Source organism: Oceanobacillus sp. CFH 90083, from assembly GCF_009389585.1.
Lineage (GTDB): Bacteria > Bacillota > Bacilli > Bacillales > Amphibacillaceae > Oceanobacillus.
In genome coordinates, this window is the sequence record NZ_VIYG01000001.1 from 32,963 (window position 1) to 58,366 (window position 25,404).

26 protein-coding genes, 1 pseudogene and 2 riboswitches are annotated in these 25,404 nt (G+C 35.7%); of the genes and pseudogenes, 23 read left to right on the forward strand and 4 right to left on the reverse strand.

From position 1 onward, the window contains the following. Positions 1-102: 102 nt before the first annotated feature. Together FLK20_RS00180 and FLK20_RS00185 are read right to left on the reverse strand one after the other, a co-directional pair. The gene (locus FLK20_RS00180; RefSeq protein ID WP_152654542.1) at positions 103-711 is read right to left on the reverse strand and encodes a class I SAM-dependent methyltransferase; all 609 of its coding nucleotides are present in this window, start codon (positions 709-711) and stop codon (positions 103-105) included. Positions 712-1,198: 487 nt separating this feature from the next. Further along, positions 1,199-1,885 (reverse strand): ArsR/SmtB family transcription factor, encoded by a 687-nt coding sequence (locus FLK20_RS00185; protein WP_152654982.1) that lies wholly within the window; start codon positions 1,883-1,885, stop codon positions 1,199-1,201. A gap of 102 nt (positions 1,886-1,987) precedes the next feature. On the opposite strand from FLK20_RS00185, the gene FLK20_RS00190 reads away from it, so the two are divergent. From FLK20_RS00190 to FLK20_RS00255, 14 genes are all read left to right on the forward strand, one after another. Beyond that, positions 1,988-2,830, forward strand: coding sequence for an isocitrate lyase/PEP mutase family protein (locus FLK20_RS00190; protein ID WP_152654543.1), 843 nt, complete (start codon positions 1,988-1,990; stop codon positions 2,828-2,830). Positions 2,831-3,626: 796 nt separating this feature from the next. Next, entirely contained in the window at positions 3,627-5,735 is a 2,109-nt protein-coding gene (locus tag FLK20_RS00195; protein ID WP_194165484.1) for a BglG family transcription antiterminator, read from the forward strand. Positions 5,736-5,761: 26 nt separating this feature from the next. Next, the gene (locus tag FLK20_RS00200) at positions 5,762-6,199 is read left to right on the forward strand and encodes a PTS sugar transporter subunit IIA (RefSeq protein ID WP_152654545.1); all 438 of its coding nucleotides are present in this window, start codon (positions 5,762-5,764) and stop codon (positions 6,197-6,199) included. 21 nt (positions 6,200-6,220) lie between these two features. Continuing rightward, entirely contained in the window at positions 6,221-6,508 is a 288-nt protein-coding gene (locus FLK20_RS00205; RefSeq protein ID WP_152654546.1) for a PTS sugar transporter subunit IIB, read from the forward strand. Between the two features lie 19 nt (positions 6,509-6,527). After that, entirely contained in the window at positions 6,528-7,775 is a 1,248-nt protein-coding gene (locus FLK20_RS00210; protein ID WP_152654547.1) for a PTS transporter subunit IIC, read from the forward strand. Positions 7,776-7,803: 28 nt separating this feature from the next. Continuing rightward, a complete protein-coding gene (locus FLK20_RS00215; protein WP_152654548.1) occupies positions 7,804-8,460 on the forward strand; it encodes a ribulose-phosphate 3-epimerase in 657 nt (218 codons plus the stop codon). Between the two features lies 1 nt (position 8,461). Then, positions 8,462-9,529: a galactitol-1-phosphate 5-dehydrogenase gene (locus FLK20_RS00220; protein WP_152654549.1), complete on the forward strand. Its 1,068-nt coding sequence runs from the start codon at positions 8,462-8,464 to the stop codon at positions 9,527-9,529. Then, positions 9,526-9,732 carry a phosphoheptose isomerase family protein gene (locus FLK20_RS00225; RefSeq protein WP_152654550.1) on the forward strand — a complete coding sequence of 69 codons (207 nt, stop codon included), beginning with the start codon at positions 9,526-9,528 and terminating at the stop codon, positions 9,730-9,732. Before FLK20_RS00220 ends, FLK20_RS00225 begins: the two co-directional genes overlap by 4 nt. A 31-nt stretch (positions 9,733-9,763) precedes the next feature. Next, positions 9,764-10,069, forward strand: coding sequence for a beta/alpha barrel domain-containing protein (locus tag FLK20_RS00230; protein WP_255473796.1), 306 nt, complete (start codon positions 9,764-9,766; stop codon positions 10,067-10,069). Between the two features lie 14 nt (positions 10,070-10,083). Next, positions 10,084-10,647, forward strand: a complete 564-nt coding sequence (gene hxlB / locus FLK20_RS00235) for a 6-phospho-3-hexuloisomerase (RefSeq protein ID WP_152654552.1) — start codon at positions 10,084-10,086, stop codon at positions 10,645-10,647. Positions 10,648-11,199: 552 nt separating this feature from the next. Further along, positions 11,200-11,586, forward strand: a complete 387-nt coding sequence (locus tag FLK20_RS00240) for a nucleoside/nucleotide kinase family protein (RefSeq protein WP_152654553.1) — start codon at positions 11,200-11,202, stop codon at positions 11,584-11,586. A gap of 360 nt (positions 11,587-11,946) precedes the next feature. Next, positions 11,947-12,047: riboswitch (TPP riboswitch) on the forward strand. Between the two features lie 110 nt (positions 12,048-12,157). Continuing rightward, positions 12,158-12,267: riboswitch (TPP riboswitch) on the forward strand. A 142-nt stretch (positions 12,268-12,409) separates the two neighbouring features. Then, the gene (locus tag FLK20_RS00245) at positions 12,410-13,186 is read left to right on the forward strand and encodes an ABC transporter ATP-binding protein (RefSeq protein WP_152654554.1); all 777 of its coding nucleotides are present in this window, start codon (positions 12,410-12,412) and stop codon (positions 13,184-13,186) included. A gap of 3 nt (positions 13,187-13,189) precedes the next feature. Then, entirely contained in the window at positions 13,190-13,930 is a 741-nt protein-coding gene (locus FLK20_RS00250) for an ABC transporter permease (protein WP_152654555.1), read from the forward strand. Position 13,931: 1 nt separating this feature from the next. Beyond that, positions 13,932-14,939: an ABC transporter substrate-binding protein gene (locus FLK20_RS00255; protein WP_152654556.1), complete on the forward strand. Its 1,008-nt coding sequence runs from the start codon at positions 13,932-13,934 to the stop codon at positions 14,937-14,939. A 342-nt stretch (positions 14,940-15,281) separates the two neighbouring features. Here the strand turns inward: FLK20_RS00255 and ku are convergent, their stop codons facing one another. Then, positions 15,282-16,148, reverse strand: a complete 867-nt coding sequence (ku, locus tag FLK20_RS00260) for a non-homologous end joining protein Ku (protein ID WP_152654557.1) — start codon at positions 16,146-16,148, stop codon at positions 15,282-15,284. Positions 16,149-16,252: 104 nt separating this feature from the next. Here ku and FLK20_RS00265 point away from each other — a divergent pair, with 104 nt between their 5' ends. The 3 genes from FLK20_RS00265 to FLK20_RS00270 all read left to right on the forward strand — a co-directional run bounded on the left by FLK20_RS00265 (position 16,253) and on the right by FLK20_RS00270 (position 19,440). Continuing rightward, a complete protein-coding gene (locus tag FLK20_RS00265) occupies positions 16,253-18,043 on the forward strand; it encodes a DNA ligase D (protein WP_152654558.1) in 1,791 nt (596 codons plus the stop codon). 144 nt (positions 18,044-18,187) lie between these two features. Further along, positions 18,188-18,349, forward strand: a complete 162-nt coding sequence (locus FLK20_RS21500; protein ID WP_194165485.1) for a hypothetical protein — start codon at positions 18,188-18,190, stop codon at positions 18,347-18,349. Positions 18,350-18,699: 350 nt separating this feature from the next. Then, positions 18,700-19,440 carry an alpha/beta hydrolase gene (locus FLK20_RS00270; protein WP_152654559.1) on the forward strand — a complete coding sequence of 247 codons (741 nt, stop codon included), beginning with the start codon at positions 18,700-18,702 and terminating at the stop codon, positions 19,438-19,440. A gap of 330 nt (positions 19,441-19,770) precedes the next feature. Here the strand turns inward: FLK20_RS00270 and FLK20_RS00275 are convergent, their stop codons facing one another. Then, a complete protein-coding gene (locus FLK20_RS00275; RefSeq protein ID WP_152654560.1) occupies positions 19,771-20,667 on the reverse strand; it encodes an AraC family transcriptional regulator in 897 nt (298 codons plus the stop codon). A gap of 271 nt (positions 20,668-20,938) precedes the next feature. On the opposite strand from FLK20_RS00275, the pseudogene FLK20_RS00280 reads away from it, so the two are divergent. The 6 genes and pseudogenes from FLK20_RS00280 (at position 20,939) to FLK20_RS00305 (ending at position 25,292) form a co-directional block, all read left to right on the forward strand. Then, positions 20,939-21,251: pseudogene (locus FLK20_RS00280) on the forward strand (carboxymuconolactone decarboxylase family protein). Between the two features lie 27 nt (positions 21,252-21,278). Beyond that, entirely contained in the window at positions 21,279-21,695 is a 417-nt protein-coding gene (locus tag FLK20_RS00285) for a cupin domain-containing protein (protein ID WP_152654561.1), read from the forward strand. Between the two features lie 62 nt (positions 21,696-21,757). Further along, positions 21,758-22,741, forward strand: coding sequence for an aldo/keto reductase (locus FLK20_RS00290; RefSeq protein ID WP_152654562.1), 984 nt, complete (start codon positions 21,758-21,760; stop codon positions 22,739-22,741). A 67-nt stretch (positions 22,742-22,808) separates the two neighbouring features. Next, positions 22,809-23,660, forward strand: a complete 852-nt coding sequence (locus FLK20_RS00295) for an aldo/keto reductase (protein WP_152654563.1) — start codon at positions 22,809-22,811, stop codon at positions 23,658-23,660. Positions 23,661-23,786: 126 nt separating this feature from the next. Then, positions 23,787-24,431: an NAD(P)H-binding protein gene (locus tag FLK20_RS00300; protein WP_227994804.1), complete on the forward strand. Its 645-nt coding sequence runs from the start codon at positions 23,787-23,789 to the stop codon at positions 24,429-24,431. Between the two features lie 9 nt (positions 24,432-24,440). After that, a complete protein-coding gene (locus FLK20_RS00305; RefSeq protein ID WP_152654565.1) occupies positions 24,441-25,292 on the forward strand; it encodes a flavodoxin family protein in 852 nt (283 codons plus the stop codon). The last annotated feature ends 112 nt before the right edge of the window (positions 25,293-25,404 follow it).

Sequence of the window (25,404 nt, forward strand, 5' to 3'; positions counted from 1 at the left end):
TTTGATCTGATTTAATTTAGCAGTTACATTTGTGTCTTTTTGTCTTCTTAATATGAAGATTAACATTCATTATAAAGACAAGCCTTATAAACAGAATGCCAATTAATGAGGTTTATAAGCTACGAGTTGAATGACATGACCTAAGCCATTATGTAACTTTCCCTCATGACGCTCGACTTCCCCATAATAAAAATGCTTGATTTCCCCATCTGCAAAAATATGAAGTACTTCAAATGGGGTGTACAAAAGGCGAATATCTTTTCCGCCACCACTTCGATAAGGAAGCTGACGACCGGAGTAAACTTCCATAATATAGACTCCACCAGGGCGCAGTATTTTTTTGATTCCATCCATTAAATATTGACGAACAGGAGCATCTCCAATATGACCAAAAACACTTATAACCATATCCCATTGATCTTCTTTGAAAGCAATTTTTTGAGTTAAATCAACTAATTCCGTTTTAACCTTAACGTTTCTTGAACCGGCAAATTGATGCAATTTATCTAAACCGACAGATGAATAATCCCAAGCAGTAACACTGTGCCCTAATTCTGCAGCATATACTGCGTTGCGACCTTCTCCTTCTGCGATGGTTAGTACATCACAACTAGGGTGTTTGTGCAGCATAGATTGAATAAAGACATTTGGTTCTTTTCCGTATATATACTCCTGTTTATTAAAACGTTTATCCCATGAATTGGTTGTCATGTATGAATTTTCTCCTTTCTTTGATAGGGTGAGTGACAAGGTCATCGAAATTTTAAGCTAGTTTTGTTAGAGAAAATATTTTTTATTTTCCCAGTCTAAATTGAAACAATCGTATCATCCAGCAGAAACTTAATTTGTATTATAATAGTAATCATTACGATTTAAAAAATAGATTGTTCTATGCACCTCAAAGGAAAGAAATTAAGTGGAGACATATAGTGCTATTTTGAATCAAGGACTCCAAATATATCACCAACTAAATGAAGAAGGGAGTGAACTTAGAAAAGCATCACACTAATAGCAGGTTTGATATGCTTATGACGTATTCTCTTTATTTAATTGAAAGTGTTGATCGTAATGCTAATGCTATTTCCGTGCGATAGGAAATGAAATACATAAAATCTTTTGGTGTTTAATTAGAAATAACAGATGGAATGGTGGAAAATGAACTAAATGAAACGCAAATTTGTTTTACTTTTATATTCGTTTACACATCAAGTGACAAGTATTTTTTAAATCCAGCTGCGCCCTTTTGTGTTACTTCTACTGCTCGAATAGAGGGTACGCGTTCAATCCATCCTAATTCAAAAAGTTGTGTTGTAAAAGCACAACCTAAAGCTCCTGCTAAATGGTGTTTTCGTTCACTCCAGTCTAAACACATTCTGGAAAAAGCTCTTCGTTTCTTTTTTATTGATGACAAATCAAGACCAAAGTCATAAAAAAATCGTTCGCCATGCTCGGTTACAATAAAATCTTTATCTGTTTTATCCAAGTAATCAGCTTGAACCATCGCTTCGGTCACCATAACTCCTAAATTTCCAGCCAGGTGATCATAGCAAGTTCGAGCTCTTTGTAACGCTTTTGCTTGTTTAGATTGTGAAAAAGAACGTATCTCGGCAGGCCGGGAAATGGTTAAAAAACCTTCAATGATCTGTGCAATATCCTCATTAACTAATTGATAATATCGATAACGTCCATGCTTTTCCATTGTAATTAGATTATTTTGCTCCAGCTTCGTCAAGTGATGGCTGGCAGTTTGTGGTTGAATGGCGGCCATACGGGCCAGCTCTCCTGCTGTATGAAATCGTCCATCCAGCAGAGTGGTTAAAATAATCGCCCTTGACGGTTCACTTAAAAGCGCAGCAACTTCAGCAATATTTGGATTTGGGTTGATAAGCATTTATCTCACTCCTATATGCATTCCATATTTCGATGATAATGGAAACTTAATTGATTTACAATCAAAAAGAATAAAAAATTTAGGAGAGTGGATTTTATGAAAGATTTACAGGCATATATCGAAAAGGAGAAAGCATTCCGCCAAATGCATATGTCCAGCAGCACCTTTGTACTGCCTAATGCTTGGGATGTAGCCAGTTCCAAAATACTTGCTTCCTGTGGTTTTAAGGCAATCGGTACAACTAGTGCTGGTATTGCTGCTTCTCTGGGCTATAAAGACGGGCAAAAAATTTCCCGAAAAGAAATGTTGGAATCCGTTGCAGGTATTGCCAATTCTGTTCCAATACCCATAAGTGTTGATTTAGAGGCTGGATATGGAAAGACAATACCTGAGGTGCTGAAAACCGTCCATCAGGCAATTTCCGTTGGATGTGTCGGTATAAATCTCGAAGATGGAGTCGTTGACGATAAAAAAGCTATTTATCCTTTGAATTTACAAGTAGAAAAAATTGTAGCCATAAAAGAATTGGCTCGCTCGTTGAAGATTCCAATATTCGTTAATGCCCGTATTGATCTTTTTTGGAGGCTTATTGGTCATGAAAAGGAAAGATTGCAAGCAACAATGGAACGAGCAAAGGCATATCGTGAGGCAGGCGCAGATTGTATTTTCATTCCTGGTGTAGAGGATGAAAAAACGATTCAAAGGCTTAGAAAAGGAATAGCCAGTCCAATCAATCTCTTAGCTGGACCTGGCACGCCATCTATAGCAACACTTTCTCAAATTGGTATTAATCGATTAAGCTGTGGCTCTGGTCTCTTTCGAGTAGTATATGCCAAATTGAATGAAGTGGGCACAGATATTATGCAAGGTGAATCTGTTGCACAGTCGTTACAAACCCCCTTGTCGTATAAAGAAATGGCAAACATGATGAAAAATTAGAAGGAATTGCAGTAGCACCTTATATATTATAATGGAAAAATGCTTTTGCTGACTGTGTAAGTAAGTGCATTTGATACTTATTTACATAGTCAATAAGATATTTTTACGCAACAGTTGGAACGATAATAGATGACTTAGTATTAAAGGGAAAAGCAACACAAGTAGGAGATAAGCCAGCAAAAATTCCACCAGATAAGGACAAATAGATATGAAAGCTTTCAAAAAACGAGAGAAACGCATTCGAGAAAAGGTGTTCCCCTCGTTTTTCAATTTGTATTCTTTCGATTATTTGGGTTATGGCTACATTTCTTTATCCCATTCCATATGTCTTTTCTATTGTCTGTAGATTGACAGTTAGCCGCACTGTTGTTTTTTATCGGTATCGCTATAATCATATGAAACAAGTTATTCACCTTCAAAAACTCGCAAAAATAATTTTAGAAAATGGGTGATATGAAACAAAACAAGCTACACAAGAGAACTTTTTTCATGAATTACTTTAGTATTTGATAATATAAGTAGTTGCTATAAAACGTATTTGAAGGAATGTTAACTATAATGAAATATAAAGAATTTCCTTTTGTAATATCTTTTAATGTGATTGTTTTAAGAGTATCGAAGTCATTAGTAACATCTGAAACTAAAAAGGAGATATTTAATAATATTTTCATGCAGGTACAACTTTGTAATTAGCTTTGTTAAGAATTTGGTCTTATTTTGACTACTAGAGTTATCTATAATGCAAATAGAACATAATACAAATCATTTTATTATGTTTTTTAGGTGGTGTTATGTGTTGAATCAAAGAATTTTAGCTTTGCTGAATCAATTAATTCATTCAGATGGATACTTGGCTATAAATGAACTCGCTAATAGCTTCAATGTATCTCGGAGCACAATTTATAATGATTTAGCCAGAACGAATGATTGGTTAAAAGAAAACGGTTTTAAAGAAATTGGGCAGATACGTGAGAAGGGTTTATTTTTAGATTCCTCTCTTAAAGAGCAATTGAAATTAGAAATAGGTGTTTCCGATTATCCTTATTATGAATATTCTCCAAATGAGAGAAAAGCATGGATTTATCTCTATATGACAACATATGATAACCCCATGTACTTGGAGGACTATCAAAAACTCTTTGAAGTGAGCCGAAATACAATTCTTGAAGATGTTAAAAAGTTGAAAAAAGAATTGAAAACGTTTCACATTGAAATTATATCTGAACGCTACGAAGGATATCTTCCTCTTGGAGAGGAAGCTCGAATCAGAAATGCATTATTTTATTATCTCCCTTTTATTATTCCGTTAAATGGATGGCATAGCATCATTAATGAGTCCAATCAAGAAGGGGAAGGAGGGAAGGATAACTTAGAGGCATACCAATTATTTGATTTAAATCGATTGCTTCAAATAAAAAAGGGTCTGCATACTTATGAAGCTAGTCAGCATTTAGAATTTACGGATGACATTTTTGCAGATTTAGTAATATGGATTTATTTATTCATGAAAAGGATGGAAAATAAAAAATATGTAGATATCGATCCAGTTGAAGAAAGTGTAATCAGTTCGACAGAAGCCTTTAAAGGAGTTACAAAGCTATGTCAGGAGTTGATGGAACAATATCAATTTTTTATTCCAAAAGCAGAAATCTATTTTCTTGCCAGATATTTATTAAGTGCAAAAGTCAATTATGAAATTCCTTCTTATGATGATAGAAGTAAATTAAAGCAGTTAGAGGCAGTTATTGAAGCAATGATAGCTGATTTTCAGTTACATGCTGCGATTGAATTTACAGAAAAGGATAAAATGATCCAAAACTTAATCGTTCATTTAAAACCGGCTTATTATCGTTCCAAGTATGATATAAAAATTGATACCAAGCTTCATACATCTGTTATGAAAAATTATCCTGAAGTTTACCATTTGACAAAAATGGTGATTCACCATTTTGAAAAATTTGTTCAAAACTCGATTGGAGAGAATGAAATCGCTTTTATTGCAATGCATTTTGGAGGATGGCTTAGACGAGAAGGGATTGTTCTCAATCAAAATCGGTTACGAATTTTAATTGTTTGCACAAGCGGGATAGGGACTTCAAAAATTTTGGAATCTCAGTTAGAAGGTTTATTAACTGAAGTGGACATTGTTGCGACAAAGTCTTTAAGAGACTATCAGCAATATGCTAAATCAGTGGATTTTATCGTTTCAACTGTTCCACTTGCGGAAGATGAAATTCCTGTCTTAGTTGTGAACCCTATTTTGGATAACAAAGATAAGGAACTGCTGTTAAAAAAAATAAACCGATTAACTAAAGAAAATAAATCAGGAAATTCGTATTCAATGGATGCTGTTGTAGACATTGTGAAGCATTATGCAGATATACATGATGAAGAGGGATTAAGAGAAGAATTTAAAAAATATTTACAAGTCCCTTTAGCAATTGAAAGTGAAAGAAAACCTTCTTTAAGTGACTTAATACCTTTAGGCAGAATTCAGTTGCAGCATACTGTGAGAGACTGGAAAGAAGCGGTTGAGGTTGCAGCCAATCCGTTAATAAAGAATCAATTTATTAATGAAAACTATGTAAATAAAATGATTGAAAATATGAACCATTATGGTCCTTATGTTGTTCTCTCCAAGCGTTTAGCGTTACCTCATGCTAATTCTGCAGACGGAGTAAATGAAACAGGGATGAGCCTGTTACGCCTAGAAGAACCAGTTGATCTATTCGGATTTTCTATTCATTTATTTGTTGTCTTGGCATCCTGGGATAATAAACAACATTTACGTGCTTTAAATCAATTAACTTCAATTGCAAAAGACGAAGAGCGTTTAAATCGATTGATTGCAGCACGAGATCAAAAGGAAATAGCAAAATTGTTGAAACACTACTCTTTAGAATAATTTGAAGAAGTTGGAAGGGTGAAGATGTGTTAAAAGAATATTTAGAAAGCAATCTTGTATTTAAAAATATAGAATGTAAAAGTTTCAAAGATGTACTTGCCATCATCAGTAATAAGCTGGTCGAGTTGGACTTTGCCAGTAAGGAATTTGAAAAAGCATTACTGATTCGGGAGAAGGATTATCCGACAGGCTTGCAGTTAGAAGGATATGCAGCAGCAATTCCACACGGTGGTGCAGAATTTGTGAAAAAAGATTTTATCTCTGTCGTTACATTGAAAAATCCAATTGTAATGAATCGGATGGACAATCCGGAAGAGACATTAACTGTCGATACATTATTTATTTTAGGCTTTGGAAGCAGTGATCTTCACTTAACTGCTTTGCGTCAGCTTATGGGAATTATTCAAAATAAAGAAACCATGGAACAAATAAAAATGGGAAAAGAATTACAAACATTAATATAAAACCATTAGGAGGAATTTAATATGTCAAAAATTAATATTGCTGTAGCTTGTGGAAGCGGGATTGCAACATCAACGATAGCTGCTGATGCAGTGAAAGAAGTACTGGAGGAAGAAAACATTTCTGATTATAAAATTATCAAAACGAGTATGACGGAATTGCCTAATATTATTGATCAAGTAGATATTGTGTTAACAACTAATAATTATGAAACAGATGAAAAACCTCATTTAAATATTATGGGATTTGTAACTGGTATGAATGAGGATGAATTAAAAGAGAAATTAGCTGAACTATTAAAATCATTATAGGTAAAGGAAGGTAATCAATATGGAGACTTTATATAATATTGTCAGAACGATTACCGAAATGGGTGCTACTGCTATATTACCAATTATTATAACGATTCTTGGAATTGTATTCCGGATGAAAATTGGGAACGCCATCAAATCAGGGCTATTAGTAGGTATCGGTTTCTTAGGACTGACATTGGTAGTTGATTTATTAAACACTTCTTTAGAGCCTGCAGTAAGTTATTATGCTGATCTAGGATCTGGATTTACGATTGCAGATATTGGTTGGCCGGCAGTTGGTGCTGCCTCATGGGTCGCTCCTTTTGCAGCTCTTTCCATTCCGTTGGGGTTATTAGCCAACCTATTACTTGTTCGTTTGAAATGGACAAAAACATTAAACGTAGATATCTGGAATTATATGCACTTCTTAATTCCAGGGGCTTTAGTTTACTTTCTGTTTGGAAGCTTTTGGATGGGCCTTGTTGTAACCCTGTTAATGTCTATAATCGCCCTGTTTGTTGGTGACTGGATTGCTCCAAAATGGCAGAAGTATTTTGGTTTAGAAGGTACAACCAATACAACGATTATTTATTCAGCTTGGGGTTATCCGATTGCTTGGGCTGTGAATAAAGTGATTGACTTAATTCCAGGAGTGAATAAATGGAATCTTTCTTTAGATAAACTGAACCGTAAATTAGGCGTAATTGGTGATCCTGCAATTATTGGATTTATTGTAGGTTTGATACTGGGCTTAATTACCAAGCGCTCCATGCCGGAAGTGATTACGATGGCAATTGGAATTGCCGGAGTTATGGTATTGATGCCGAAGATGGTCGGCGTCATGATGGATGGCCTATCTCCAATTGGAAAAGCTGCCAAAAATTTTATGGTAAAGAAGATGGGAAAGGACTCAAAGTTAAACGTTGGGATGGATATTGCTTTAGGTTTAGGTGATCCAACAACAATTACAACAACGGTTATTTCTATTCCGTTAGTTATGTTATTTGCGATTATTTTACCTGGCGTACAATTTTTCCCTATCGGTTTGTTAATGTCTGTCACATATATATCTGTTATGTGTGCCATGGCTAGTAAAGGAAACCTGTTCCGCTCCATTACATCCACTGTAGTATTTTGTATTATTACATTTTACTTAGCTGGATTTGTAGCTCCAGGAGCAACAGAAATGTTGAATAGTGCTGGTGTCGGTTTAGAAGGATTGGGTACAGATGTAACTTTTTCTACACTTTGGAATTTGTTTATTTATTGGTTTAGCACGATTTAAAATTTAATTAATGAAAGGATTTTGAAAAATGCCTGAGATTTTACCTTCTTTATTTGCTGCAAATATTATGAATTTGCAGCAAACATGTAAAGATTTAGAAGCAGAAGGATTTAAGAAACTGCATGTGGACATGATGGATGGTCAGTTCGTTCCGCATATCGCATTTGGTACCGAACAGATTAAACATGTGAAGCAAGCAGTAAATATGGAATTAGATGTACATCTTATGGTAGAAGAACCAGAGCAGAAGATAACTGAATTAATTGAAATAGGAGTAGAAATGATTTCTGTCCATATGGAATCAACACCACATATCCGCTTTGTTCTGGAAGAGATAAAAAAGAGCGGGCGGAAAGCAGGTGTGGTTCTTAACCCGGGGACTGATACAACGCTTATTAAGCCATTATTAAACACAGTAGATTATGTCCTTTTAATGTCTATTAACCCTGGACGCCCAAATCAGAAATTTATAGAAGAGACCATTGATAGAATTAAAGAAGTAAAAGAATTAATCGGTGCCCGAAATATAGATATTGAAGTAGATGGCTCTGTAAATGATACCATAGCGAAAAAATGTATTGGTACAGGAGCATCAATGATAGTCATTGGATCTTATCTATTTGCTGACAACCAAAAAAACTTTACTCAATTAAAACGGTTGGAAGAAGAAAAGGAGTTGAACTGACATGAAAGCATTGAAGCTTTATGGAAATAGAGATATCCGATTTGAAGATGCAGAGGAACCTGTTATTCAATCAGAGGATGATGTACTGATTCAGGTTAAAGCATGTGGTATATGTGGTTCAGATACTTCAAGATATACAAAACTGGAACCCCATAGCCCAGGCCAAATTTGGGGGCATGAATTTTCAGGAGTAGTTGAAGCTGTTGGTATAAATGTTACTAATGTTCAGGTTGGCGATCATATTGCAGGTTGCCCTGCATTGATTGACGAGGATGATGATTATTATAAAGCTGGTCAGCCGGCTCGTGCAGATTCATTACAGGCAATTGGCGCTATAGAGCCGGGTGGATTCGCAGAATATATCACGTTACCGTCAAGAAATGTTGTGAAAGTACCAAAAGAATTAGATTTTGATGCAGCAGCAATGGTAGAGCCCTCAACAGTTGTATTGCACGGCTACTATCAGACAAAACTGACAGCCGGTGATGATGTTGTGATCACCGGTGCTGGAGGAACGATTGGACTATTTGCGGTACAATGGGCAAAAATATTTGGTGCAAAAAAAGTGATTGCGATTGACATTGATGATCAAAAGCTGGAAACAGCGAAATCATTAGGTGCAGACTACACCATTAATTCTCTTCATGAAGACGTATTAGATAAGGTTAGTAAATATACAGGTGGCATGAATGCAGATATTGTCGTGGAGGCAGCAGGGAGTCCCATTACGGCAGCGACTGTATTTGGGTATGCAAAAAAAGGTGGGGGCGTTCTGTTCTTGGGAATCCCTTATGCAGATATTTCGATGGAACGCTTTTACTTTGAAAAAATCCTTCGCAGTGAACTAACTGTATGGGGCTCCTGGAGCTGTGTTTCTGCTCCTTTTCCCGGTAAAGAATGGCATACTACGGTGCATTTTATGAATAATAAACGTTTAAATACGGAAAAAATGATTACACATCGTGTTGATCTTCAAGATGGACCTGAAATTTTTGAAAAATTAGCGGAGAAATTGGAGACTTTTGGAAAAGTAATTATGTATCCAGAAGGTGAGCGTGTATCAGAATGACAAAAACATTAGGATATATGCAGGAAATTCTAAATGAAATCAGCCAGAGTATGTCAGAGATTGATTTCAATGATATAGCCGAAATCATTGAAACGCTTTATAATAGTAAACGTATTTTTATAACAGGAGCTGGACGCTCTGGTTTGGCAATTCGTTCATTTGGAAATCGGCTGCTTCATTTAGGGAAATCTGAAAGGTGTTAAAGTTGGAATAGCAATTAATCCTGCAACCTCAGTGGAATTAATAAAGCCTGTTTTGGGATTTTTGGATCAAGTTTTAGTTATGATTATTAATCCAGGTACGAATAATACACATTTTATTTCAGAAACGCTTGAAAAAATAGTCCAATTAAATCAATTAAGAAAAGAATGCGGATACCATTATCAAATTGAAGTCGATGGAAAAATAGATGATAATACGATAAAAGATTGTGCGAAAGCTGGAGCAGATCTCTTTGTATCTGGAGGCTATATTTTTAATTCGGAAAACATTGGTGGCCAAATAACTAAATTGCAGGAATCGTTAACGGAATATCAATAGGAGTGGAGATTAAGATGAAGCCTAAACAGTATTTAACAGATATAGTTTCTGAATTAACTTCTAATTTGAAGTTTGTAGATAATGAACAACTAACGTATTTTGTTGAATCAATTATCAAAGCAAACCATATTTATCTTGCCGGCGCAGGACGATCAGGTGTTATGATTCAAGGATTTGCTAACCGTCTTTTGCACCTGGGTTTTTCGGTTAGCGTGGTGGGGGATATTACAAGTCCGCACTCGAAGCAAGGAGATTTAGTAATTATAAATTCGGGATCAGGAGAAACGAATAGCTTAGTTTCTTTAGCAAAAAAGGCAAAAGAGACTAATAATGTGGAAGTATCTTTATTGACAATGAATTCAGATTCAACCATTGCTCAAGTTGCGGATATTGTTGTTCAATTACCTGGAGTTTCCCCAAAAGTATCTGGTTTAAGTGATATAATATCTATTCAGCCAATGGGCTCAGCTTATGAACAAATTAGTATGTTAACATATGATGCAATTGTACTTGCCTTAATGAATCGATTCGGAGAAACTACAGATAGTATGTTTGAAAGACATGCTGATTTTGAATAGATAATAAAAAGAAATGCGAGAAGATCTATCTTTATCCAGATAAATCTTCTCGCATTATTTTATATAACATATCCTCTCGTATCGAGTGAATAATTAGTTCGTTTTTAAAGCATTTTCATTTATTTGAGAGCTCATTTTTGTTGGATGGAAAAGTTATTTATTTTATTATTTTGCAACTGTGTAATTTTGTAGAAAACGTGATGTAGTCAAATTTAATTATGTTATAATGTATAAGTATTTTGACAGGTAGTGGTTTTTGAAGGAGGAAAAGACCTGCACTTCTTTTGTAATAGTTGATTCTAATATGAAGATTATCTCCCAATATTGTAAAGAGCCATTTGAAAGATTTGAAGGTCTTCTATTATGGCTTGAACGGAAATGGTTAAAATATTATGAGGTGAAGCCGTTATATGTTAGCAGGATATGTTTCTGATTTACAACGGAAACTGGCAGAAAAAGAATTCCGTGAAGCTCTTTTAGAAGTGACAAGCGGCAGAATAATTTATGATTTTCCTGATAAATATTTCTATCGGATCAAGAGGAGTGATAATCGTGAAAAACAGCCAAATAACAAAGGCAGCTGCACAGCAAATAGTTTCTGCTATAAAAGCACGTCTGAAAGGACGAACCAATCCTTTGGTAGTATCCCTGGACGGAGGGAGCGGTGCAGGAAAATCTACATTAGCTGCTGACGTTGCTTCACACATGGGAGCAACTGTCATTCAGTGTGATGAATTCTTTGCAGCAACGATTTCTGACGATGAATGGGACAGTTATACATCAGAGCTGAAGTGTCGCAGGTGTATTGACTGGCAGCGTATGCGCAGGGAGGTATTGTTACCACTTCTGGCAGGAGAGAACGTTCAATATCATCCTTTCTCCTTTTTTCTGAAAATCGGTTGTCATCGTCTTTTGTCACGAAAGAGCCCTCCAAGGTAATTATTCTTGATGGAATTTACAGCTCACTAACTGAACTATCTGATGTTGTCAATTTTAAAGTTCTGGTGGATGTACTCTATCCTATTGGTCTTATTTTGATGCCTTTGGGAATTCTCTAGCCTAATTATGATAGCATTTTTATCCAGAATGATTTGCATTTTCAAATAATGTATGCTTAAATAAGCTTTAAGTATTTTACTTCCTTTTTATAGCGTACTATAGTATAGAGTATTTGTTTTAAAAGCAAAAGTTATACAGTCCGGTTATAAAGGATGCCGATAAAAATAATGTTATAAAATTCATTGTACATTTTGAACTCACATTAATAGGTAATTTATTGAATCAAAAATTTCATATTTTAATTATCACTAGGGGAGCGATTTTTATCGCTGAGAAAGGAAACTTGACTCTTAGAACCTGATCTAGTTAACACTGGCGTAGGGAAGTGATGACTTACTTAAGTAGGTAATAATCTAGTTATGTATTCATTTCCCATTCATCAATATTTGTTGAATGGGTTTTTTAATGCTCTTACAGTAGGTTCAAGTAGTAAGAGCTGCCAATTTAATAAGAGTGAGTGTAGGGGGACCAGTGTTGCTGGTTGAGATACTATCCGTAAGATATAGACCCTTAGAACCTGATCTGGTTGAGACCAGCGTAGGGAACATACAAAGTAATTTCTATTATAATGAGGAAATTCATGTACCCTGGGCTTCGTGTCCGGGGTATTTTTTATTTGGGAGGAGGATTACATATTCCATCAGTTAATGAATGCGGCTAAGAAATAAAATTACACTTTTTATTAGAAAGAGGGTGAAAACTAATGAACGGAGAACAAAATAAAAAACTAGCACTTCAATTTAAAAACGTTGATTTTCATTATAGAAATGCTGCAGGGGAAATTCCCATTTTAAAAAATATGAATCTTTCTGTGGCGGATGGTGGATTCGTAAGTATTATCGGGGCAAGCGGGTCAGGAAAGTCGACAATCTTTCGTCTTATTGTTGGGCTGGAAGAACGGACTGGAGGATCTATCTATTTAAATGAAAAACAAGTAGCCGATCGTCCGGGAAAAGTTGGATATATGCCCCAACAGGATTTATTAATGCCATGGCGGACTGTTCTCCAAAATGCAGCTCTTCCGTTAGAGCTGCAAAAAGAAAATCATCTCGATAGAGGAACTGTTCAAAACTTACTGGAGGCATTTGGGTTAAAAGGATACGAGGATAAGTACCCACATGAATTATCCGGTGGGATGCGTCAACGTGTTTCCTTCTTAAGAGCCACTTTATCCGGTTCTAATGTGTTATTGCTGGATGAACCTTTTTCAGCTCTGGATGCGATGACGAAGCTATTTATGCAGGAATGGTTATTGGAACAATGGGAGCAGCAGCAATCAACTATTTTGTTTATAACACACGATATTTCAGAAGCATTATTTTTGTCTGACCGCATTTTTGTTATTACCGAAACCCCCTTTACAACATTAAAAGAAATCGAAGTGCCTTTAGAACGGCCAAGACGACAACACGATTTAGACAAAAAAGAAGTGGCAGAGCTAAAAAATAATCTGCTGGAGCAGTTTCGGATGAGGGTGTAATCAATGAAAAATTATCTTTATTCCATTATTTTAATCACGATATTTTTATTTATATGGGAAGCAGGAGCACGATTTGTCGATACATCGTTTATTTTACCGGCACCAGCTGAAATTGCGATGAAGATATGGGAGCTGAAAGCAGAGCTCTTGCTGCACCATCTTCCTATTACACTTGCTGTTATTGCAATTGGCCTTGGGATTTCATTGGTACTTGGAATTATCTTAGCGACCAGTATGAATATATCCAAAACATTAGAGCAAGCCATTTATCCTGTTTTAATAACATCACAAACCATTCCTATTATTGCACTGGCGCCTATTTTTGTACTTTGGTTCGGATATTCCATCTGGAGTAAAGTTATCGTCACAATTATTATTACTTTTTTTCCTATCACCGTCAGTACATTCGATGGTTTTCGATCAGCAAGTAAAGAGCTGAAAGAGTTATTTCAAACACTTGGTGCATCAAAAAGACAGCTTTTTTTCAAGTTAGAAGTCCCATCTGCACTACCTTCTTTCTTTTCGGGGTTAAAAGTAGCCGTACCAATGAGTGTGATTGGATCTGCAATTGGAGAATGGCTCGGGGCCCAGGCAGGTTTAGGCTATTTCAGCCGGCGGATGATGACACAATTTAATGGAGCGGGTGTCTTTGCTCCCATTGTTGTTCTCTCTCTAATTGGAATTTTATTATTTACTTCCGTTGTTTTGTTAGAAAAATTTATATTGAAATGGAGAAGATCTTAGTATGAATAAATTATCGGTAATAGTTCGTATTCTAATGGGTTTTATGATTTTAAGCGCTTGTGGAAATGAAGAAGCAATAACAGAGGATAATAAAAATGCAAACGAAACAAACACTGTTTCTATTATGCTTGACTGGTATCCGAATGCTGTACATAGTTATCTATATGTAGCAGAAGAGAAAGGCTATTTTGAAGAAGAAGGAATCGATGTTGATATCCAATTTCCAGCAAATCCAACAGATCCTCTGACCCTTGCAGCTTCAGGTAATGTGACAATGGGGTTATATTACCAGCCCGATGTGATTGCAGCAAGAGCAAATGAAGATATTCCTGTTAAGTCCGTTGCTGCTATTGTCCGGGAGCCGTTAAATCGCATTGTTTACCGATCCGATGATCCGATAAATTCACCAAAAGAATTAGAAGGGAAGCGGGTAGGCTACCCTGGAATTCCTGTTAATGAAGCAATTGTTAAAACAATGGTCGAATATGACGGTGGAGATTACGAAAAAGTGGATATGATAAATGTAGAATTTGAATTAGGTTCTTCGCTTATTTCCGAACAGGTTGATGCAGTAAGTGGTATGTATGTAAATCATGAAGTGCCAGTTTTACGCAGCGAAGGCTATACCGTTGATTTTATTAATCCAGTAGACTATGGGGTGCCTGATTTTTATGAAATTGTCGCTGTAACCAGTGATGAGACATGGGAGAAAGAACAGGAGAATATTGAAGCGTTTTGGCGGGCTGCACGTAAAGGGTATGATTTCATGATTGAGAATGAGGAGGAAGCGCTAGAATTCCTGCTTGATTATCAGGATGAAGTAAACTTTCCTTTAGAAAAAGAAATAGAAGCAGAGAGCTTATCTATTTTATTGCCAAAAATGAAATCAGAGCAAGGCTTTGGTTCACAGGAAAAAGCTTCATGGGAAGAAACAGCAGATTGGTTAAAAGAAAATGGAGTGATTGAAGAAATTCCAAACATTGAGGATATATTTGTCAATATTGAATAATAATTCCCGTGAAATTGTAATAAATACATTTATTAAAATAAATAATATTGTAATTAGGTATTGACATCTTTAATGATAATGATTATCATTATCATTAAAGGAAGAGGTTTCTCTATCAAATTGTTCTGTGAATTAATCAGATTACTCATTGTGTTACCCCTCAACCAACATATAGAGACTTGATAGAGATTCCTGCTCTTTTATAAGAGGAAGGTACTTTTAAGGTAAGATAATGATATTTACTAATGGAACTGGTTGCCATACAGCCCGGTTGTTTTTATCGATATTTGAATATTAAAGATATAAAAACCTCTCGCTTGGATGCCAGAGGTTCCATTTATTTTATGATGTAGCTTTTTTCTTTTTTGCAGAAGACTTGGTTTTGGCAGACTTTTTTGCAGTCGTTTTCGGCTTCGTGGATGTTGGCTTATTACTTTTTGCTCGATTCAGAGATTCTTGAAGGGCATCCATAAGGCTCACCACATTATCCGGCTTCTCCTTAGTCTCCCTGCCAATTTCAACTTCTTCGTTGTTTTTCTTAGCTTCAATTAATTCCATAAGCGCTGTTCGATAATCATCCTTATACTTCTCAGGCTCAAATTTAGTAGTCAATTGATCAATAAGAAGCTTAGCAGTATCCAATTCCTTTTGCCCAATCTTCTCTTGATCAGGCACATTGGGAACGTCACTAACAGCCCTTACCTCATCAGGGTAATGGATTGTCTCAACTACTATGGCATTTTTATAAACACGTATAATCGCAAGCTGTTCTTTGGAACGAATCATCATTTTGGCGATTCCTATTTTCCCGGAGTCCGTTAAAGCCTCCCGTAATAAGGCATATGCTTTTGAACCGCCATCATTAGGTGATAAATAATAACTTTTTTCAAAGTAAACAGGATCAATTTCTTCAAGCTGAACAAAGTCAATTATTTCTACAGCTTTATCTTCCTGTTCTTTCTTTAATGCCTCAAGCTCTTCTTCATCCAATATTACAAATTTATTTTTGGCATATTCAAATGCTTTAACGATATCTTCACTTTTCACGTCTTCATCGCAATTTGGACAAGTCTTTTCGTACTTTATAGGTGTTTTACATTTTTTATGCAGCTGCCGCAGTTTAATGTCTTTATTTTCGGTTGCAGCATGCATCTTTACAGGGATATTGACCAGGCCGAAGCTGATGGTTCCTTTCCACATTGTGTGCATATCCGACACTCCTTTTTGAATTTATTTTGCTGATTTGCGTAATTTTTATACAAATGTAGTAAATCAATTAAAACTAGGCAACCTATTATTAGAGGTGATGATGTATGGATTGGATGAAACCAATAGAGAGGGAGGACATTCCAAAGGGCGATGAATGGCTGTATGAGGTTAAATATGATGGTTTTCGCTGCGAATTAAGAATGTATGATAATAAAAATATTGCTTTAATAAGCAAAAACGACCATAATATTTCAAGGAATTTTCCGGAGATCATCAAATGGTGTGAAGAAAATTATGATTACTTTAAAAATAAGCTGCCAATAAATATAGACGGTGAGCTTGCTATTTTAAATCATCGTTATCAGGCTAATTTTGCTCAAATACAAACTCGTGGAAGAATGCAAAGTAGTAAAAGGGTAGAGGAGCATTCAAACAGAAGACCAGCAACATTCATGGCATTTGATATCACTGAAATAAAAGGGAAAAAGCTGCATCAGGATAATTTGCTCCTGCGAAAAGAAATGCTGCATCAAGCTTTGGAGCCAATTACTGATAATAAAGTTTTAAAATGTGTAGAAGCATTTACATCTATGGAAGAAATCCAAAAGGTTGTTACAGCATTTAAGTGTGAAGGAATCATTGCAAAGCGAAAAGATAGCACTTATCAAAAGGAGAAAAATCACCATGACTGGTTTAAGATAAAAAATTGGAGAGTGATTCAGGGAATATTAACAGAATATAACCCAAGCAATGAATATTTTTCAATAAATGTACTTGATAACAATAATCTAATAAAAATTGGAACGTGCCAGCATGGCTTATCAAAAGATTCAGCAGAAACTGTAAAAAAACTTTTTAAAGAGCAGGGGGATTTTGTCAGGGGAATATATCAACTGCCGCCTGCCATAACCAGTACGATTAACTCATTGGATATATATGGAAACGAGTTAAGGGAGCCTAGTTTTAAGAGGATTACTCCCAATACACCTTACACAGAATGTACACTGGATAATTTACAACTGGATATGGCTCAATTACCAATCGAAGTCTCAAATACGAATAAATATTTATGGCCTGATGTTTATATGAAGAAGGACCTCCTAATTTATATAAGAGAAATATCTCCTTGGATGCTGCCGTTTTTAAAACAAAGGGCTTTAACGATTATTCGCTGCCCGGATGGGATAGATAAAGAATCATTTTTTCAAAAAAGTCTTCCTGAATATGCACCGGATTTTTTATCAGCTAATGACACGAAAGATGATGATATAGTATGTAATAATATAGAAGGATTAGTATGGCTGGCAAATCATGGCTCTATCGAATACCATATACCTTTTCAAAAAATTGGTCATACGACTCCTTTAGAAATTGTTTTTGATCTTGATCCACCAGGTCAGGAATACTTTTCTCTTGCGGTAAAAGCAGCGAAATTATTGAAGCAAATATTAGACGATTTAGAACTTGTTTCCTTCATAAAAACTTCTGGAAAGAAAGGTTTGCAAATTTATATTCCTATAAAGGAAGGCAGTATGACATATGATGAAACCTCTATATTTACAGAAGCTATTGCAAAAACTTTGGAAAAATCATACCACAATGATTTTACTACCGAACGGTTAAAGAAAAATAGAAAAGAACGTTTATACATTGACTATATGCAGCACAGTAAAGATAAAACATTAATTGCACCCTATTCTCCAAGAATAACAAAGGAAGGCACGGTTTCTGCACCTCTTTACTGGCACGAAGTAAATAAAGATCTGAATCCGACTGCATTTACAATTGGAAATGTTGTGGACAGAATACGTGAAATAGGATGTCCATTTTCAGATTATCACTATGTAAGTAAAAATCAAAATATGGAAAAGATGATAAAGTATGTAAGGGAATAAGTAAAAAGCATTGAAATATTAACCATGCCTTAATTGAGAATTCTTTTTATCCAAATAGTAAATTTATCAACCTTCATTTGGAAGTATTTATCGTAAGGTTGCTACATTTTTTTGCGCATACTAAAGGATAAGGAGGTGTTAGCAATGAGTAAAAAAAATAAAAACAAGAAAAATCAATTTTTTGAAGATAACAAAGGCATTCAAGCAGTACAAAATCAATTGAATGAAAGCTATCAAAGTGGAGTGATTGAGGATCAATTAGAAAACAATAGAGGGATCCATCATTTTAATAATAAAAGCAGATAAAACTAAAATAGCTGAGGCTAGGATATAAATAGTCAAAATTAACTTAAAAATGGTTCTGGTCATCGTTTTTTGATGATTGGAATCATTTTTAAGTTAATATCTACATAATGAAGTAAAGAGTTCCTATCACAATACGGATTATGATTATAGATAGAATACTAAAGTTAGCATGAATCCAACGAGAGAATTTTTGAAGTACATTAAATTCAGATAATTAGTTCCACAACTATTTACAGTAAAAACTCATAAACTTTTGGTATCATTATAATAACTTTGAACATCTAAAGAGAAATATAGTGATTACAAGCATAACTAAAGAAATTCTAATAAATTAAAAGGGGTGAGAATAAATGGGGAAAGTGGTTCAACCAAAGTCTTTCTTCTTAAAAAGTGGGAGAAATGCAGTTTTACTATTGCATTCCTTTACTAGCAATACAGTGGATGTGAAAAAATTAGGCAGATTCCTAAAACAAGAAAATTATACCTGTTTTGCTCCATTACTTGAAGGTCATGGATTATCTGGCGAACAATTACTTCTTACAAATCCTAGTGATTGGTGGAAAACTGTAGAAGGAGGTTATCAGTTTTTAAAGAAGGAGGGGTACCAAACTATTGCGGTTATTGGGGTATCATTAGGAGGAATTTTTGCTCTAAAAGCAGGTCAAAAATTAAATGTTAATGGAATAGTTACGATGTCTGTTCCTTATAAAAGAGATGTTGATGCGTTAAAAAGCCGTGTTCTGAAATATGCACTAACTTATAAACAATTAGAAGGAAAAGGTAAGCAGCAAATATCTGATGAGTTGGATTATATAAAAGCATCTTCGTTTAGTAGTTTATTGCTGTTTAAAGAATACATTGACTTAACAATGAGAGAATTGCCTGAAATTCAGAAGCCTATACGTATTCTGTATGGTGAATTAGATGAAACTTTATATAAAGAAAGTGCTGATTATCTCTATCAAAATGTATCTTCAGAAAATAAAAATGTAAAGGGATATCCTAATTCGAGACATTTAATGACATTAGGTGAGGATCAAGAAGAGATTCAAGCTGACATTTTATCTTTTTTAAACAAATTACAATGGTGATACTTTCCAGTACAAGAGAGAAGTAACCGAACGTAAACGGATTAGTTCTCTCTATATTCTAATAATCTGTAGTATTTTCAAGGAATAAATTAATTTAAAAATATGGTCTATTCTCACTTATGTTTTGGCATGAAATCGTAGTCTGAAAGATACTGTATAATGCGGTAATGCCATGAGTTAATAAGTATTCGTTTATATAAGAGTAACTAATCAGCAAATGCTTAGTTTTTCCCCTACTGGTTAACAAGTAGAAAAAGTTCATCAAAGAAGTGCATGAACCTTAATTTGGCTTATGCACTTTTTTGATGAACTTAGGAGGGTGTAAATTGTTTATGTTACCTTCAAACGTTGTATATCTTCTTTTGGTGGTAATCCAAACATACGAACATATTCCCGGCTAAATTGGGAAGGACTTTCGTACCCTACACGAAATGCAACATCTGCTGCATCCGCTGACTCAGATAATAATAAATTTCGAGCTTCCTGTAAGCGGAGTTGTTTTTGGAATTGGATTGGACTCATGCCAGTTACTTCTTTAAAGTGTCGATGGAAAGACGATACACTCATATTTGCTATTTCTGCAAGTTTCTCGATTTTAAAAGCGTTGGTATAGTTATGCATCATATGTTTAATCGCATGATTAATTTGATGCGTAGAGCTTCCTTCTAAGGCTAATTGTCTGAGTGACTCTCCATGATTTCCTTGCAGTACTCTGTAGATGATTTCTTTTGTAATTAACGGAGCAAGTATCGGGATGTCCTCCGGGGTATCCAGCAAGTGAACTAAACGGCTGATTGCATCTAACAAAGGGGCTTCTATTTTGTTAACATACATACCCCGTTCAGCTTTTTTCTTTTTACTAGATCCCATTTGGAATTCACGTAATACTTCTAAAATGTCACTTGGTGTAAATTCAATTTTAAGAGCCAGGTAAGGAATATCAGGAGAGGCTTCTACAACTTTAACACTAGCTGGTAAATCAACAGAAGCAATCAGGTAATCTTCTGGGCTGTATATAAAGCGATCTTCTACTAACAATACTTCCTTTACACCTTGGGCGATGAAACATAAAGATGTGTTGTAAGTCCCGTAATTAGGTCCACTCGTTTTAGATAAACGTGTGAAAAATAAAGATGGAATAGCCGTTCTATGTGTGCCATCTTGTGTGGAATAACGCTCGATAATGTTAGCAATTATATTCTGTTTCCTATTAATATGTTCTGACATAAGAAAACTCCTTCCTATTTCGTTCATTATAAATAATAGCATTGAAATGGCTATTTCTCTGCAATGCAAATAATTATGAAAGGATTAGGCAATCATTTGAAAGGAATAGGCTACCTGTTACTTTCCCATATGTTGCATAATGTATTTATGGTTAAATAATAACCTTTTAAACATCTCAAAATAGGCTTTACTTCTTTTTGTACTTAAATTCATTTTAAGTTTTACATTATATGATGTAAATAAAAAAAGAGAATAAAGGAGAGGATAGCAAATGGGGAAAAAGCAAACAACAGGACGTGATCGGTTAGGTGAATTTGCTCCAAAGTTTGCTGAACTTAATGATGATGTTTTATTCGATGAAGTATGGTCTAGAGAGGAAGGAGCCATCCCCACGTGATCGAAGTATGATTACTTGCTCAAGTCTGCTAACTCAGGGAGCTTTTCCTCAATTGAAATCTCATATGAAACTTGCTAAACAAAATGGTGTATTGAAAGAGGAAATTGTGGAGCTGATAACTCATTTAGCTTTTTATACTGGTTGGCCCAAGGCATGGTCAGCATTTAACATCGCAAAAGAAATCTAAAAAGATGAAAGAAAGTAGAGGATAAATATGGCATACGAAGAATTAAGCAAGAGTACAATTTTCCCTTTGGGAGAAAAAGTAGAAGCAAATTTTATCGGAGACGCCTATTTACAAATGATATTTATGGATAAAACTCCACTTAACGCTCGAATTGGAAATGTAACCTTTGCTCCAAAATCTCGTAATAATTGGCACTCTCATAATGTGGGGCAAGTACTATTAGTTACAGGTGGTCAAGGGTGGTACCAAGAAGAAGGAAAAGCTGCCAAATTACTTACATCAGGAGATGTAGTGAACATCCCTCCCCACGTAAAACATTGGCATGGCGCTACTAATGATAGTTGGTTTGTTCATCTAGCCATTACACCTGGAGAAACAGAATGGTTTGATCCAGTAGATGATGCATGGTTTAATGCATTAAAAAATAATGAAACGAATAATTAATGGAATATAAATGATTTGAAACTGAGGTGTTATTAATAATCAAAGAAAGAAGGCATTTTCTAATGCAAAAACGTCAATTAGGAAAAAGTGATTTGGAAGTTTCTGCTATTGGACTTGGCTGCATGGGAATGAGTCATGGTTACGGCCCGGCTTCAAATAAGAAAGAGATGATTTCACTCATCCATGAGGCAATTGATCGAGGGGTTACTTTCTTCGATACAGCCGAGGTGTATGGCCCATATATCAATGAAGAGTTAGTAGGAGAAGCACTTGCTCCATATAAAGGAAAGGTAGCAATTGCGACTAAATTTGGTATCCAAATGGAAAATGGCAACCAGATACTAAATAGCAGACCAGATCAAATTAAACAATCGGTAGAAGGATCGCTCAAACGTCTGCAAATCGATACGATTGATCTTTACTATCAGCATCGTGTAGATCCTGAAGTACCGATTGAAGAAGTTGCTGGAGTAGTACAAGACTTAATCAAAGAGGGAAAAGTAAAGTATTGGGGGCTTTCGGAAGCTGGCGTTCAAACAATTCGGCGGGCGCATCAGGTTCATCCGCTCACAGCCATTCAAAGTGAGTATTCCATGATGTGGCGAACTCCTGAAGAAGAGTTGTTTCCAGTCCTTGAAGAATTAGGGATTGGTTTTGTTCCGTTCAGTCCATTAGGAAAAGGATTTCTAACCGGTAAAATAGATAAGCATGCAACATTCGGTGACACTGATTTCCGAAGCATTGTTCCACGTTTTAAACCAGAGAATATAGAAGCGAATCAGGTGTTAATTGATTTAATCGAAAAGATTGCGATGGATAAAGGAGTAACATCGGCTCAAATCGCATTGGCATGGGTACTTGCTCAAAAACCATGGATTGTTCCTATTCCAGGTACAAGGAAGTTGGAGCGATTGGAAGAAAATCTTGGAGCAGCAGAGGTTGAACTGACTACTCAGGATTTGACTGATTTAAATGACGCACTTTCGAAAATTGAAATTGCAGGAGATCGCTATCCGGCAGAATTCGCAAATAGAGTAGGTAAGTAATTAATAAAGTATGTAAAAAATTGAGTGGGTAAATAATGAAATAATTAATGTTGAGGAGGAATAAAAGGTGCAGTATGTAAAATTAAACAATGGTGTAGAGATGCCAATCTTAGGGTTTGGTGTATTCCAAATTCCGGATGAGGAAGAATGTGAACAGGTTGTATACGATGCGATTGATACAGGCTATCGCTTAATTGATACCGCTGCTTCTTATTTAAATGAAGCAGCAGTTGGGAAAGGAATTAAACGAAGCAGCGTACCAAGAGAAGAATTATTTATCACAACAAAACTTTGGGTACAGGATACGGGTTATGAAGCTACCAAGAAAGCATTTGAAAATTCATTGAAAAGACTACAGTTAGATTATTTAGATTTATATTTAATTCATCAGCCTTATGGTGATGTACACGGTTCATGGCGGGCAATGGAAGAATTGTATCGTGAAGGAAAAGTGAGAGCCATCGGCGTGAGTAACTTTCAGGAGGATCGTTTAATGGATATCATTGTCCAAAATGAAGTAACTCCTGCCGTCAACCAAGTGGAAACACATCCATTTTATCAACAGATTGAAAATGCAGCATTCATGAAAGAAAACAATGTTCAAATAGAAGCTTGGGGACCATTTGCGGAAGGTAAAAATAATATGTTTCAGAATGAGACATTAGTATCCATCGGTGAAAAGTATAATAAGTCTGTAGCTCAAGTCGTATTGCGCTGGTTGACACAACGAGAAGTAATTGCTATTCCAAAATCTGTTCGTAAAGAAAGAATGGCAGAGAACTTTAATATCTTTGATTTTGAACTAAACGGAGAAGACATGGACAGGGTTGCTACATTAAATCAGAAAGAAAGTTTGTTCTTCTCCCACCGCGATCCTGAAATGGTAAAATCGCTCAGCACTCGGAAATTAGATATTTAATATGACCACAGGATAGAGGAATCACACTTTCTACTGAAACATTCAGAAGAAAGTGTGATTCCTCTAAAAATACAATCTACTTCTATCTGTACCAAGTTTAGTATGTAATAGAAAGGCGGAAAAATGATGAAAGTATTAATCTTAGGAGCTGCCGGACAAATAGCAGATCTGTTACGTGATAATTTATTAAAGGAAACGGATAATTCTTTGGTGCTCTATGCAAGAAATGCCCATCAACGTTTAACTTTGAAAGTCGAAACAAGGGAGGAAATCGTAGAAGGGGATTTCTTAAATGAAAAAGCATTAAAAGAAGTCCTAACTGGCGTAGACGCAGTCTACCTAAATGATATGGGAAATACAGAAGCTGTAAAAACCGTTATCAAAGCAATGAAAGCATCCCAAGTAAAACGCTTCATTGGTGCATCTATTTTAGGAATTTATAATGAAGTTTGCGGAGCTTTTGGAGAATGGAATCAGGCAATGATTGGCAGCAGTCCAAGAATGCAAGCGCAGAAGGACTCCGCAGAAGCAGTGGAAAATTCGGACCTAGATTATACCTTACTCCGATTAACCTGGCTTTATAATGAAGAAGGTAATGAAAAATACAGCCTTACTCAAAAAGGGGAAGAGTTCATTGGTGCGCAGGTTACTCGAGAAGCTGTAGCTCGATTGATTGTCGATATTTTAACTGATACAAGCGATCAGTTTATTGACAAAAGTGTCGGCGTAAGTGAACCGGGAACGGATTGGGAGAAACCATCATTTTACTAAGGAGGATTCATGAATAAAGAAAATATGAAAAGAATGATGTTCAGTAAATATAACATTGCTTTGGCAATTCTGCTTTTACTCATTTTAGCGTCTTGTTCAAATTCTAGCGATGAAGAAAATCTGGATTCAAGTGCGGATGAGGATTCTGCCGATTCTCTGAATACGAATGATTCTAATGACGATGCCTATTCAGCTGGGTTTGATGGTACGGCAGATTCTGATAACCCTGTTGATGATACTGCTGAATCCGATGATACGGTGGATTTCGGTAAGCCAACAGATAATGATAACAATTATGGTCGTGGAGCGGTATCAGATGGTGCAGATACAAATGCAGATGGAGAACCTATTCGAATGCTTACAGAAGATGCAGATTCAATTATTATTTATTTTTCACGCGGCGGAAATACAGAGAATGTAGCTCAGCAGGTTGAATCATTTACTGGTGCGGATGTACTGGAATTACAGGTGGAAAACCCTTATCCATCCGATTATGAAGATACGGTTGACCGTGCAGATGAAGAAAGGGAATCCGGTGATTTTCCGGCATTAGCTACAAAAATTCCTGATTTAAGTCAATATGATACGATCTTTTTGGGACATCCCATCTGGAGTATGACCATCGCTAATCCAATTGCCCGTTTTTTAGAGGATAATAATGAAGAGCTCAGTGGAAAATCAATTGCTGCTTTTTCAACGAATGCAGGGTATGGGGATGGAAGCTCTGTTGATCGGATTTCGGAATTGAGTTCAGGTAGTATAATCCTTGAGAATTATACCGTTCAAGACGAAGAAGCGATGGATTCACAAGATGATGTGGAAGCTTGGCTGGAACGATTAGGCGTATTGGAAGAGGAATAAAAGTTGGATTAATTCTGTAATAACTGTTTAAAACACCTTTCTTAATGAGAGGTGTTTTTTCTGACCACACCCAGAAAGAAATTTATACTTATTCCAAAAAGGGTGGGGAACG